Annotated in this window: 15 protein-coding genes and 1 pseudogene; 2 read left to right on the top strand and 14 right to left on the bottom strand. The window is 45.5% G+C overall.

The window, feature by feature from the left end:
- The 11 genes and pseudogenes from B3180_RS15695 to B3180_RS15645 all read right to left on the bottom strand — a co-directional run.
- A pseudogene (locus B3180_RS15695) lies at positions 1–512 on the bottom strand (F0F1 ATP synthase subunit alpha); the annotation flags it as partial.
- Between the two features lie 24 nt (positions 513–536).
- On the bottom strand, positions 537–1,067 hold the full coding sequence (locus B3180_RS15690; RefSeq protein WP_286845423.1) for a F0F1 ATP synthase subunit delta: 531 nt from the start codon (positions 1,065–1,067) through the stop codon (positions 537–539).
- A 12-nt stretch (positions 1,068–1,079) separates the two neighbouring features.
- Positions 1,080–1,550 carry a F0F1 ATP synthase subunit B gene (locus B3180_RS15685; protein WP_014705460.1) on the bottom strand — a complete coding sequence of 157 codons (471 nt, stop codon included), beginning with the start codon at positions 1,548–1,550 and terminating at the stop codon, positions 1,080–1,082.
- A 45-nt stretch (positions 1,551–1,595) separates the two neighbouring features.
- Complete coding sequence (gene atpE / locus B3180_RS15680) at positions 1,596–1,829, bottom strand: F0F1 ATP synthase subunit C (protein WP_007144166.1); 234 nt, start codon at positions 1,827–1,829, stop codon at positions 1,596–1,598.
- 57 nt (positions 1,830–1,886) lie between these two features.
- Positions 1,887–2,702, bottom strand: coding sequence for a F0F1 ATP synthase subunit A (gene atpB, locus B3180_RS15675; protein ID WP_286845420.1), 816 nt, complete (start codon positions 2,700–2,702; stop codon positions 1,887–1,889).
- Between the two features lie 12 nt (positions 2,703–2,714).
- Complete coding sequence (locus B3180_RS15670) at positions 2,715–3,101, bottom strand: ATP synthase subunit I (RefSeq protein ID WP_278358499.1); 387 nt, start codon at positions 3,099–3,101, stop codon at positions 2,715–2,717.
- A 168-nt stretch (positions 3,102–3,269) separates the two neighbouring features.
- On the bottom strand, positions 3,270–4,145 hold the full coding sequence (locus tag B3180_RS15665; protein WP_273022721.1) for a ParB/RepB/Spo0J family partition protein: 876 nt from the start codon (positions 4,143–4,145) through the stop codon (positions 3,270–3,272).
- A 19-nt stretch (positions 4,146–4,164) separates the two neighbouring features.
- Positions 4,165–4,956, bottom strand: coding sequence for a ParA family protein (locus B3180_RS15660; RefSeq protein WP_054488968.1), 792 nt, complete (start codon positions 4,954–4,956; stop codon positions 4,165–4,167).
- Between the two features lie 48 nt (positions 4,957–5,004).
- Positions 5,005–5,625, bottom strand: a complete 621-nt coding sequence (gene rsmG, locus B3180_RS15655; RefSeq protein WP_273022722.1) for a 16S rRNA (guanine(527)-N(7))-methyltransferase RsmG — start codon at positions 5,623–5,625, stop codon at positions 5,005–5,007.
- A 9-nt stretch (positions 5,626–5,634) separates the two neighbouring features.
- Complete coding sequence (gene mnmG / locus B3180_RS15650) at positions 5,635–7,530, bottom strand: tRNA uridine-5-carboxymethylaminomethyl(34) synthesis enzyme MnmG (protein WP_054488964.1); 1,896 nt, start codon at positions 7,528–7,530, stop codon at positions 5,635–5,637.
- Positions 7,531–7,923: 393 nt separating this feature from the next.
- On the bottom strand, positions 7,924–8,373 hold the full coding sequence (locus tag B3180_RS15645) for a flavodoxin domain-containing protein (RefSeq protein ID WP_054488962.1): 450 nt from the start codon (positions 8,371–8,373) through the stop codon (positions 7,924–7,926).
- Positions 8,374–8,431: 58 nt separating this feature from the next.
- On the opposite strand from B3180_RS15645, the gene B3180_RS15640 reads away from it, so the two are divergent.
- The gene (locus B3180_RS15640; protein ID WP_278358500.1) at positions 8,432–8,926 is read left to right on the top strand and encodes a beta-lactamase hydrolase domain-containing protein; all 495 of its coding nucleotides are present in this window, start codon (positions 8,432–8,434) and stop codon (positions 8,924–8,926) included.
- Between the two features lie 41 nt (positions 8,927–8,967).
- Here B3180_RS15640 and gloA read toward each other — a convergent pair whose 3' ends face one another.
- Complete coding sequence (gene gloA, locus B3180_RS15635; RefSeq protein WP_278355371.1) at positions 8,968–9,522, bottom strand: lactoylglutathione lyase; 555 nt, start codon at positions 9,520–9,522, stop codon at positions 8,968–8,970.
- 75 nt (positions 9,523–9,597) lie between these two features.
- Between gloA and B3180_RS15630 the strand changes: the two genes are divergently transcribed.
- A complete protein-coding gene (locus B3180_RS15630) occupies positions 9,598–9,843 on the top strand; it encodes a GIY-YIG nuclease family protein (RefSeq protein ID WP_054488956.1) in 246 nt (81 codons plus the stop codon).
- Here the strand turns inward: B3180_RS15630 and B3180_RS15625 are convergent.
- Positions 9,832–11,511 carry an FUSC family protein gene (locus B3180_RS15625; protein ID WP_286845410.1) on the bottom strand — a complete coding sequence of 560 codons (1,680 nt, stop codon included), beginning with the start codon at positions 11,509–11,511 and terminating at the stop codon, positions 9,832–9,834. The genes B3180_RS15630 and B3180_RS15625 overlap by 12 nt on opposite strands.
- A 36-nt stretch (positions 11,512–11,547) precedes the next feature.
- Positions 11,548–12,924: a tRNA uridine-5-carboxymethylaminomethyl(34) synthesis GTPase MnmE gene (mnmE, locus tag B3180_RS15620; protein WP_222237034.1), complete on the bottom strand. Its 1,377-nt coding sequence runs from the start codon at positions 12,922–12,924 to the stop codon at positions 11,548–11,550.
- Positions 12,925–13,112 lie beyond the last annotated feature (188 nt).

Here is a 13,112-nt window from a genome sequence, read left to right as displayed (position 1 = left end):
CGGTCACCGATAATCAACTCACGTTGACCACGACCGACTGGGATCATCGCATCGATGGATTTCAAACCGGTTTGTAATGGCTGGTCAACTGACTTACGAGCAATAACGCCTGGCGCTACTTTCTCAATTGGAGAAGAACCGCTGGCTTGAATATCGCCTTTACCGTCAATTGGTTTACCCAGTGAGTCAACAACACGACCTAACAGGCCTTCACCTACTGGAACTTCCAGAATACGACCAGTACATTTGACTTTGTCGCCTTCAGAAATATGTTGGTAAGCGCCCAGAATAACGGCACCGACTGAGTCACGCTCTAGGTTAAGAGCCATACCGAAAGTGTTGCCTGGAAACTCAAGCATTTCCCCGGACATGACATCGGCAAGACCATGAATACGCACAATACCATCGGTTACACCGACTACGGTGCCTTCTGTTCGTGCTTCAGTAGCCCCGTCAAAACTTTCAATTCGCTTTTTAATCAGGTCACTGATTTCTGCTGAATTCAGTTGCATCTCTGTTTCCTCTTTACGGGCCGCTTAGCTTATCGCGCTGGCCAGTCTGTTCAATTTACCTACGGCAGATCCATCAATTACCAGATCACCTGCCCGAATGATTGCGCCACCCAGCAGACTCTCGTCTACACTTTCGCTGAGCGTAATTTCTTTGCCCAGGCGTTTTTTCAGTGCGGCTGCAATCTTGCTTTTTTGTTCATCTGTCAACGGCCGCGCAGTTATTACATCGGCTGTCAGCATTTGTTCCGCATCGGCGCGTAACTCTTCATATAGCTCTGCGATTTCCGGTAACAATAGCAGTCGATTGTTTTCTGCCAGAAGCAGCAGAAAACTACGAGCATCTGTACTAAGTTCACCAGTAATGTCACCAAGCAGATTGACTGCCTGTTCATCACTGACCGCAGGACTCACCAAAATGGATTCGACCTCGGGAGTAGCAGCGCATTGCGCCAGTACTGTGAGCAGTTCAGACCATGCCTGCATGTCGCCTTTTTCTTGTGCAATCGCAAATACGGCTGATGCGTAGGGGCGAGCGATGGTTATTGATTCTGCCATCCTATGATTCCTCTAGATTTGGCTGACCAACTCATCGAGCAGGTCGGTGTGGGCTTTGTCATCAATCTCACGACTAAGGATTTTGCCAGCACCTGCCAGTGCAACTGATGCAACTTGTGCTCTCAGTTCATCACGGGCGCGGTTTGCTTCCTGCTCAATTTCTGCACGGGCAGAAGTGAGAATACGCTCACCTTCAGTACGCGCAGTGCCTTTGGCTTCGTCGACAATTTCGTTTCCACGGCGTTGAGCCTGAGAAACAATTTCGCTTGCCTGATCTTTTGCTTCATGAATTACCTGTTGGGCACGTTTTTCTGCCAACTCTTGTTCATGACGACCACGTTCTGCCGCAGCCAGACCATCAGCGATTTTCTTTTTGCGTTCTTCCAACGCCTGCATGATAGGCGGCCAGACGTACTTCATGCAGAATGCGACGAAAATCGCAAAGGCAATTAGCTGGCCTATCAAGGTTGCATTGATATTCATGCCTGTACCTCTTGTTTATCGCTATTGGGAGTTGAGTTAATGATCTTAACCAGCTACCGCGAACAGTACATACATTGCCAAACCAACAGCGATCATTGGTACCGCGTCAACCAGACCCGCGACCAGGAAGAACTGTGTACGCAACATTGGTACTAATTCAGGTTGGCGAGCTGCAGCTTCCAGGAAGCGACCACCCAACAGACCTACACCAATCGCGGCACCCAGAGCACCCAAACCAATCATCAGTGCACCAGCAATATAAACTAAACCCATATCCATTTTTCTCTCCTACAAACGTCTAAAGACTAAAAAAATAAAGTTACAACTCAATCAAACTCAATGATGTTCCTGATGCGCCATATCCATATATACCGTGGTCAGCACCATAAAGATAAATGCCTGCAAGGTAATAATAAGAATGTGGAAAATCGCCCAGCCAACCTGTAACAGGCCAGCAAAAGAACCTAGAACCAGACCGGCACCGTACATGGTGGCGATCAGAATGAACACCATCTCACCCGCATACATGTTGCCGAACAACCGTAATGCCAATGAAAATGGTTTTGCAATCAAAGTGACAGTTTCGAGCACAAAGTTGATAGGCAGCGCCCATTTACCAAACGGCTGCAAGGTCAACTCGCCAATGAAACCACCGACGCCTTTGACTTTGAAGCTGTAATACAGCATGAGTAAGAAAACAAACAATGCCATGCCGAGTGTGGCATTTGGATCGGTAGTTGGGACGATTTTGAAGAAGACATCGTGAGGATCAACACCGAAAATTGCTGATGCGCCGTGTGCTACAGCTAAAGGAATGAGATCGACTGGAATTAAGTCCATCAGGTTCATCAGGAATATCCAGACAAAGATGGTTAATGCCAGAGGCGCAATCAGTTTATCTTTACCGTGAAAGGACTCTTTGACGCTGTTGTCGACAAACTCGACAATCATTTCGACAAAGCATTGCCATTTACCAGGTACCCCAGCAGAGGATTTTTTGGCTACTCTGCGGAAACTCCACAGAAACAGCACACCCAGTAACACGGACCAGAAGATAGTATCGACGTTCACCGCCCAGAACCCTTCACCAACCGTCCAATTTTGGAGGTGATGCTGGATATACTGAGTCGGAGTTTGTTCTCCACTTACCATGTTGTTTCCCAGTTAGGTTGATTTTAAAAATAAAACCGGTGCTATCCACTGCATGGTGACGGCAATAACGAAGCCGATCAGCAACCACACAGGATATAAATTTGTTATCAGCAGTGCGAGCATGAGCAGCAATGCTGTTAGCAGAAGCTTAACGCCTTCGCCTAAAAAGAAGCTTTGTACAACTTTCTGATTAGCGCGTGCACCTGCATGTTTAAAAGCAATAAGTGCAAATAGTGCGTTGGGTATTACAGCGGTTAATCCGCCACAAAAAATACCTAAAGCCGACTGCGTATTCGAAACCAATATCGTGACAAGTGCAGCAACTAAGACCACAATAAATTGTGTGCCTACTATTCTTCCTGCCAGTTTTTTACCTACCGCATTGAGTGCCTGTGTCACGACCAAAACCTTTTAACTGGCGGCTATCTTTATGTGGCTTTCAATCAGCCACAATGAAACTCGCGCTAGTATAAAGATCTGCCATGTAATTGCAAACAAATTTGCCTGTAGGCAACGGTTTCTATGCCATTTAACAAAAGTTCTACAACAATCAATACATTGGAATAATTATTTGATGTGAGTCAGAATTCCATCCAGTTCGTCTAGGTTGGTATAACTGATAACCAGTTTTCCTTTTCCTTTACGACCGTGATTGATGGAAACTTTTGCACCCAGAGTCTCAGACAATTTCGTCTCTAAATGTTCAATGTTTGCGTCTGGTTCGGGCTTTTCAGTTTGTTTTGGTGGGTCGATAGTACGTCTAACCAGTTTTTCGGCGTCACGTACGGTCATATCTTTTGCAACAATTTGCTGTGCTACATTGGCTTGTTGTTCACCTTCTAATGCCAGCAACAACTTGGCGTGGCCCAGCTCAATGTCGCCACGTTCAAGCAATACTTTCACGCCGTCCTGTAAATTATTTAAACGCAGTAAATTCGTTACAGTAGTACGCGATTTACCCACAGCCTGAGCAACGTCCTGGTGGGTCATCTGAAACTCATCCAATAAGCGTTGCAACGCTGTCGCTTCTTCCATTGCATTGAGGTCTTCACGCTGGATGTTTTCAATTAACGCGATAGCAACGGCCGCTTCATCGGGCACGTCTTTAATTAGGCAGGGAACCAGCTCCAGTTTAGCAAGCTGAGCCGCGCGCCAACGACGCTCCCCGGCAATAATTTCGTATTCGTCTTTGCCAACAGGGCGAACCACAATAGGCTGAATAATACCCTGAGCTTTTACTGAAGCGGCTAAATCTTCCAAAGCTTCGGGTGACATGTCTTTACGAGGCTGATAACGACCGGGTTTTAACTGTTCAACCGGCAGTTTCTGTAATTCGCCTTTAACTTCTTCCGTCACTTGTTCAGATTGACGATCAGAGTTTTGCTGATTACTGGTCAGTAAGGCATCCAGACCACGACCTAAACCTCGTTTTTTTGCCGACATGATTCGCTAAATTCCCTTGTTATGATTCTTCTGCTACTTCGTTACGATTTTCAGAACGTCGGATAAGTTCACCCGCTAAGGACAAATAAGCCTTTGAACCCGTTGATGATTTATCGTAATACATAGCCGGTGCACCAAATGAAGGCGCTTCAGCTAAACGCACGTTACGCGGAATAACTGTTCGGTAGACTTTGTCACCAAAGTGGTTTTTTAGTTGTTCTGAAACATCGTTAGCCAAACGGTTACGCGGATCGTACATAGTCCGCAAAATGCCTTCTATCTCTAGCCCGGGGTTAACCACGTCGGCCAGCTGACGAATGGTTTCCATTAACGCTGTCAAACCTTCCAGCGCATAATACTCACACTGCATTGGCACCAGAATAGAATCAGCGGCGGCCATACCATTAACCGTCAGCATGTTCAGCGACGGTGGGCAATCAATAAAAATGTAATCGTAGGTGTCCTGGACAGCTTTTAGCGCGTTACGCAAGCGTAATTCCCGCGCAAAAACTTCCATTAATTTAATTTCAGCGGCAGTTGCATCAGCATTTGCCGCAATTAAATGATACTTACCATTAGTATCTGTTACCGCAACGTCTTTAACCGGCTTTTCTTCAATCAATAATTCATAAATGCTGTTTTCAACGTCGTACTTATCAACGCCGCTACCCATGGTTGCATTACCTTGAGGATCTAAATCGATCAACAATACTTTGCGACGGGTAGCAGCCATCGAAGCAGCCAGGTTAACTGCTGTGGTTGTTTTTCCAACTCCGCCTTTTTGATTTGCAATAGCAATGGTTGTAGCCACGGGTTTTATAACCTCTTGTTGTTGTCGGATAATCGACTGTCGGTTGTTTTATGACCGTTTGCTTATAATGACGATATGTCGGCTCGCGTCAATGCCGGGAACGTTAATTTGCTCAATACTTTCAGTTTTATAGTTTGCTGACAGTTCGTCCAGTTCTTCTTGTGGGTATAAACCTTTAAGAGCGTAAAACCGTCCTTTATCTGAAGGTAAATGCTCACACCAGGAAAGCATATCATTAAGCGAGGCAAAGGCTCTACTGATTACACCATCAAACTTTTTTTCGTCCTGATAATCTTCAACCCGGGCCTGTACCGGCGTCACATTGGTTAATTTTAACTCGTGACAAACCTGACGAATAAAACGAATACGCTTACCTAAACTATCGAGCAAAACAAATTCTTTATCAGGTTCAGCTATGGCCAAAGGTAACCCAGGTAAACCCGGGCCTGTTCCAACGTCAATAAAACGTTGTCCCTGTAAATACTGACGAACCGCCAGACTGTCCATAATATGTCTTGTGAGCATATCCTTTGGATTTCTTACGCTGGTCAGATTATAGGCTTTGTTCCACTTGTCCAATAAACCCACTAACGCCAGTTGCTGCTCAATTTGTGACTCTGACAAGGTTAGTTGCGCTTGCTTCAATAATTCCTTTAACTGCTCTTTCACATATATTCCTTAAGCACTTTTACGCAATAAACCCTGTTTTTTCAGGTGCACCAGAAGCATAGAAATGGCCGCAGGTGTTATACCAGAAATACGGGCCGCTTTGCCTACTGTTTCTGGCTGGTGGTCATTTAGCTTAGCAATAACCTCATTCGATAAGCCTTTAATCTTAGCGTAATCGAAAGGTGAAGGAAGCAAAGTATTTTCATGACGCTGCTGTTTCGCAATTTCATCGTGCTGACGCGAAATATAACCTGCATATTTAATCTGAATTTCAACTTGTTCAGCGGCTAATGGATCTTCTAATCCCGGCGCAAAAAAATCCGTCTTGGCAAGATCCTGATAATGGATCTCCGGGCGTCTCAATAACTCTTCGCCACTGACTTCTTTGGTTACAGGGCTTTTTACCAAGGCATTAATTTGCTCTACAGAGGCGTGGTCTTTATGCACCCAGGTGGTTTTTAACCGTTGTTTTTCCTGCTCAACAGCTTCCATTTTCTTATTAAATGCAGCCCAACGTTCATCATCGACTAAACCAAGGTTACGACCAATTTCGGTTAAGCGAATATCGGCGTTATCTTCACGCAGAAGCAAACGATACTCCGCACGCGAAGTGAACATACGGTACGGTTCCTGAGTACCCAAGGTTGACAGATCATCGATCAACACGCCCATGTAGGCTTGATCACGTCGTGGTGACCAGGAATCTTTATCCTGTGCCTGCAATGCGGCATTTAAGCCAGCAACAAGGCCTTGTGCTCCGGCTTCTTCATAGCCGGTTGTGCCGTTAATTTGGCCGGCAAAGAACAAGCCGTTAATGACTTTGGTTTCCAGCGATTGTTTAAGATCTCTGGGATCAAAATAATCGTACTCTATGGCGTAGCCCGGACGCGTAATATGAGCGTTCTCGAAGCCTTTAATTGACTGAACCAAACGTTGCTGAACATCAAACGGCAGACTGGTTGAAATACCATTAGGGTAAACTTCAAAGGTATCTAAACCTTCAGGTTCTACGAATATTTGATGTGAACCTTTTTCAGCAAAACGAACAATTTTATCTTCGATAGAAGGGCAATAACGTGGCCCGACACCCTCTATCACACCTGAATACATGGGCGAACGATCAAGCCCTGAACGAATAATTTCGTGAGTGTTTTCATTGGTGTGCGTAATGTAACAGGGGATTTGCTGTGGATGATCAGCACGCGAACCCATATAGGAAAATACCGGAGTTGGGTTATCACCTGGTTGTTCCTGCATGACTGAAAAATCGACGCTTTGGCTGGCAATACGCGGTGGCGTGCCGGTTTTTAACCGCTCTACTCGTAACGGCAATGAACGTAAGCGCTTAGCTAAAGCATTTGCAGGAGGATCGCCTGCGCGTCCGCCTTGATAGTTATCCAGACCAATATGAATTTGTCCGCCAAGGAAGGTCCCTACCGTTAAAACAACGGTTTTAGCGGTAAATTTAAGACCCATTTGGGTAACAACGCCGGTAACGCGATCGTTTTCAACAATAAGATCATCACAACCTTGCTGGAATATCGACAAATTAGGCTGTGTTTCTAATGCGTAGCGGATCGCTTGTTTATACAGTTGGCGATCGGCCTGAGCTCTTGTCGCTCTTACCGCAGGACCTTTTGAAGAATTCAGTGTTCTGAACTGAATTCCGGCTTTATCTGCAGCTTTTGCCATGAAGCCACCAAGGGCATCAATTTCCTTAACTAAATGACCTTTTCCTATTCCACCAATGGCTGGGTTACAGGACATTTGCCCTAAAGTATCAATATTATGCGTAAGCAATAGGGTTTTAACACCTAAACGAGCGGCGGCTAAAGCTGCTTCTGTTCCGGCGTGTCCTCCACCGACAACAATAACATCAAAGTGTTGTTGGCTCTGTTCTGACATTCAATGTGACCTTTCGTTGAAGAATAGGAAAATAGCCGGTTATTTTAACGCGATTTTGTATAAATCTAAATGGTTAAATTTCGTTCAGTGTTATTAAAGATCTTAAAGAAGATCAGTAAAGGATCTTATTTAGATCTTTTATTGTTATTACTACTAGTCAGCGGTTTTCTGTGAATAGATCGCTACAGCCCTTTTTTTATATAGCTCATATTAAGATCACTCTCTGTAGATAACCGGGGTTGAACTGGGATCATAGATCGTGGATAAGTGGGGTAGTTATACACAGATCAGTTTATCCCCAGTGTTATACCCACTCCATTGACAGTGCTTAAGTGATCTTATGCCAGCTTTAATCACAGGCTAAAATAGCTGTGTATAAGCATGTGGGTATGATCACAGAGCCTTTACAGAATCAGTGATCGCGGGCAACCAGGTTAATGTTTTTTCTTCCGGATCGTCTTCCAGCATGTCTATTTCTAAACGATCAGCCAGTTTAATGGCACCGAGTTCCTGCAAACGGCTATCGCAATGACGACCCGCCTCGCAGAAGGTGTCGTAGCAGGACTCACCAATAGCGACAACTGCGTAGTTTAGTCCTGTTAAATCAGGGCTTTGGGGATCATTTATTTCATCATAAAAATCGAGCATAGAGTCGGCATAGTCGCCGGCGCCGTGACTGGCTAGAAAAACTAACCAGGGTTGATCGGTCGGGAGTTTTTCAAATTCTGGCTCGTAGTGAAGCTCGGTTTCGATACCTTGTTCGTTGAGTTTTTCGCTGACAGTATCGGCTAAAAACTCGGTATTACCGGAGGTTGTACCCACTAAAAGATGTAAAACGGTCATAAACTTTTTTGCTCATTTGCTACTATTTGAAAAACACGAATCATACAGGAGAACCCAAATGGTAAAAGGTCTTATAAAGGTATTAGTGGCTTTAAGTGCCGTAATAGTTTCATTCAATGTTTCAGCTGGTATAGAGTCGCCTAAACAAGTGTCTGAAAAGCTTTGGGTTATGGGCACACCTTCAGATGAACAGTTAGCGGAATTTGCGGATAACGGCGGTGATGTTGTTATTAATTTGCTTTCGCAAAAAGAAATGACTGAAAGCGAGGAAGCTGCTGTTGTGACCCGTAATGGTATGGCTTATTACCATGTACCGGTTAATGGCGCAGACGGTGTTACCTTTGAGAACGCACGTATGGTTGATCGTATTCTATTAGAAAATAGCGATAAAACCGTTCTGGTGCATTGCGCTTCGAGTAACCGCGTAGGTGCACTGATGGCTTTACGCGCGGGCTGGTTAGACGGAATGCCGGTGGAAAAAGCGTTAGAAGTTGGTCGTGAACATGGCATGACGTCGCTGGAAGATAAAGTGAAGACGATGCTTTCTGAGTGACGAGTCAAAAAAGGCCAGCTCTTATGAACTGGCCTTTTCCTTTATTTTAAATGCTCTTTTAAGAGCCCTGGCTGACGTTCTGGTGTAAATATCTCAATCCAATAGCCGTCCGGGTCTTTAATAAAGGCAATGCCTTTCATTTTTCCATCGTTAGGGCGTTTTTGAAATTCCACGCCCATTTTTTCGAAACGCTCACAGGCAGCATCGATATCGGGCACCGCGAATCCAATGTGACCGAAGCCTTTCGGCTCTTCATTGCCACTGTGGTAAGACACTGAATCGTCGTTTTCATCGCCCCAGTTGTGTGTCAGTTCCAACATAGCCGGACGACCAAAGGTTTGTTCAATACGTTTATCGTGGTCGGTTGACCAGTCTTTACGTTGCTCCGGTGAAATAGCAGCCATGAAATAAAGCGTGAATTCCATTTCGGGAAAGTCCAGGCGTTTTACCAGAGTCATTCCCAACACCTCACTGTAGAACTTTAAGGTGCGTTCCGGATCTTTTATGCGGAACATGGTCTGGTTAAAAACAAAGTTGTGTGTTGCCGGGTCATGTTGTTCCGATAACCCCTTGGCTTCATCAAAATGTCTGCTCATAATGGCTTCCTTAGTCGGTTCAGTAATTAACTGCTGTTACACTGTTTATTGGGTTTATTACGAGAGAGTTCAAGCGTGGCCTGGTCGGTTTATTTAGTGAAGTGTGCTGATAATACGTTTTATACCGGTGTGACAACTGACGTTGAGCGCCGCGTTAATGAGCACAATGTGGATGATAAAAAAGGGGCTAAATACACACGCGCGCGTCGTCCGGTTGAGCTTGTCTGGAGTGAGGTACACCCTAACAGATCAAAAGCGTGCCAACGGGAATATGAAATAAAACGTTGGTCTCGCAATAGAAAAGCTGAACTAACCGGTTGAGTTGAGTCTTTTTTGTCCGGTTAAAAGGTGTTCAATTATGGAGTCCTTTTCTTTTAAGCCGAGCTTATCACTAATTTGGGTTAGCTTTATGACTCGATGGTAAAAGCGTGCTTTGCGCCTTTTGTATTGGCTTTCGGTGAGTTTCTCGGTGTCCAGCTGGTCAATTTCTTCTGTCAGTGTTTGCAATAAAGTTTGGTAACGAGCCTTTAAGCTTGTCGGATAAATTAGGCGATAAGCAACTAAAGCAAGCAATGGTGCGGCGACCACGGCCAAAGCAATGGTAATAGAGTGACCAAGATGGAACGAATAAGCTACTGAAGGCTGCATTAATAGTAAGAAGACCAGATTAAAATCCATACTGCCATTGGCGGTCTTCTGGTGTGACATTGGGAACCCAGCCAGCAAAATAACGGGCATTAACGCCACTAACATCCAAAAAATGGCATCCTGATATTGCCAGACAGCCGCCTGTATTAGTATGGCAGTTAAAGCTCCTGCACACTGCCCAAAAAACACATACTTCATCGTCAGAGCAGGATTATCAGCGGTTGAAAATAAAGTCAGCATAACCGAGGCGCCTAACATTAAATAAGCCAACTGAAACCATTCGGTATACCACCAGGCTGCGCCAATTAGACTCATTATAACCAAGGTTCTTATAGCTGCCTGACGAGCGCCTCTCCAGTCGCGGTGTAAAATAGTTTTGGTCAGCAGGGTTGAGCTGGCCGTTTTGCCTGAATCGCGAAAAGATAAACGGTCGTTGGTGGCTTCAACAAATTCACTGAACCGTCTTTTTAACGCATCGTTTTTAATCAGTTTCAGGGCTTTTCTGAGAGGTTCAATAATTTCGGAGCGTTTGGCGGAAGCATTTAGTTTGTTGGAAGATTCAAGTAAGTGACCACTTACTTCTTTGTTATTCTCTGGTTCCTGAATGTTGAGTTCGGTGAAAAAGCCAAGCTGACTGTTAATGACTAAACGTAAGGTTTTGGCTGACTCATGAGCGCTGACAGAACCGGTACCATGATCGAGTAATTGAGCTTCTATGGCCGCTAACTGCGACAGCTTTTCAGACAGGTTAAGTGAAACCTTATCCGGTTCAGCAAAATAATGACTGGTATCCTGTAAATTAGCGGCTGTAAGTCGGCGAAGTTGGTTAATTAAAGTTTGTTCCGCGCGTTTATAAGTAAAAGCCCAACCAATAACTAACGAGGTCATAATACCGACAAATACTGTAAGCAAACGGTAATTACCCAGTGGCATCAAAGCATCTGGGCTTTGTGTCAGAAGAACGACCATTGAGGCAGAGTACCCGGCCAAAATTGTGCCGTAGGAAATAAGACCGTGCAGTAAATTGCCGGTGTAAACACAGAGGGTTACCCAGAGTGATAAACCGACTACCAGCCAGATGATCTCGCCGCCGGCAGAAACAACCAGTATCATTCCAAACATGGTGCCCAGCAAAGTGCCTAAAGCACGATAGGCGGCTTTTTCTACGAGAAGACCACGGGTTGGTTGCGAAACGGCCCAGACGGTCATAGCAGCCCATTGAGGGTGTTCTAATCCGAGCGCCCAGGCAATAACAAGTGACAAGCAGGCAGCAATGCCGGTTCTGAACCCAAACCGGAGCCGGACGTAGTCAAACCCCCATTGCGCTAACTTGTCTTTCACTGTTGCTCCTTAGCTTTTGGTGACTAAGAAATCGCGTTATTTGCCGATACAGAACGAACCGAAAATCTGGCCGAGAAGATCGTCAGAAGTGAACTCACCAGTAATTTCATTGAGGTGCTGTTGGGTCAGACGTAGCTCTTCAGCTAGTATTTCGCCGGCCATGTTGGCTTCGAGTTGCTCCTGACCCTGCAGTAAATGGGTTTTTGCTTTAGCCAGAGCCTCTAAGTGCCTGCGTCTGGCCATAAAGCTTCCTTCTGCAGTTGTGTTGTACCCAACACAATGCTTTAAGTGCTCGCGCAGTAATTCAATGCCGTGGCCAGTTTTGGCGGATAAATGAATAACCGGAATGCCGTTGTGTTCATCAATGCCGGTAGGCTCTTCCGATAAGTCGACTTTATTGCGGATAACGGTGTAGGGCATGTCTTCAGGTAACTGAGCGAAAAATTCCGGCCATATGTCATCAGGATGAATGGCAGAAGTCTCCTGACTGTCGACCATAAATAAAACGCGATCTGCCTGACGAATTTCATCCCAGGCGCGTTCAATACCTATTTTCTCAACGTGGTCCGGGCTTTCGCGTAAACCGGCGGTATCAATAATATGCAGCGGCATGCCGTCTATTTGAATGTGTTCTCGCAGAACATCACGGGTGGTTCCGGCTATTTCGGTAACAATGGCGGACTCGCGACCTGCCAGAGCATTAAGCAAGCTGGACTTACCCGCATTAGGACGTCCGGCAATTACAATGCGCATACCTTCACGCATAAGCGTTCCTTGCCGGGCCTCCTGTTCTATATGGAACAGGTGGTCAATAATTTCAGCTAAATCGCCGGAGACTTTACCGTCGGAAAGAAAGTCGATTTCTTCATCCGGAAAGTCGATGGCTGCCTCAACGTACATGCGTAGATGAATAACGGCATCCACCAACTGGTCAATTTTATGAGAGAACTCACCTTTTAAGCTTTGTAATGCGGCTTTAGCGGCTTGCTCCGAATTGGTATCAATTAAGTCGGCAATAGCTTCTGCCTGGGTGAGGTCAAGCTTGTCGTTCAAAAACGCTCGTTCACTAAATTCACCAGGTCGTGCAGGACGAATACCGGGAATTTCCAGAATGGCCTTAATGATCATGTCGATAAGAACGGGTCCGCCGTGACCTTGCAGTTCTAAGACATCTTCGCCGGTAAAGGAGTTAGGACCAGGGAAATAAAGCGCAATGCCTTCGTCCAGCAGTTGTTTTTGTAAATCGTAAAAAGGCAGGTATTCGGCTTTACGAGGTTTGGGGCAATGGCCTAACAGTTTTTCAGCAACATCTTTACAGGCTTTGCCACTAACGCGAACAATACCAACACCACCGCGTCCGGGTGGCGTGGCCTGAGCAACAATGGTGTCGTCAAAGTCTGTTTCAGTTGTCATTTTTCATTGCTCCCAAAAGGACTAAAGCCCGGCATAAGCCGGGCCTTAATGCTTGATTACTTCTTCTTGTTCCTAACGTCTATTCCTTTCTTCTCTAACCCACGGTAAATGATCAGCATTTGTGCAATGGTAATCAAGTTACTGACCAGCCAGTACAGTACCAGACCTGCCGGGAACCAGAGGAAGAA

The organism is Idiomarina sp. UBA4206, assembly GCF_002383015.1.
GTDB lineage: Bacteria > Pseudomonadota > Gammaproteobacteria > Enterobacterales > Alteromonadaceae > Idiomarina > Idiomarina abyssalis.
This window is presented reverse-complemented; position numbering and strand designations above follow the sequence as displayed.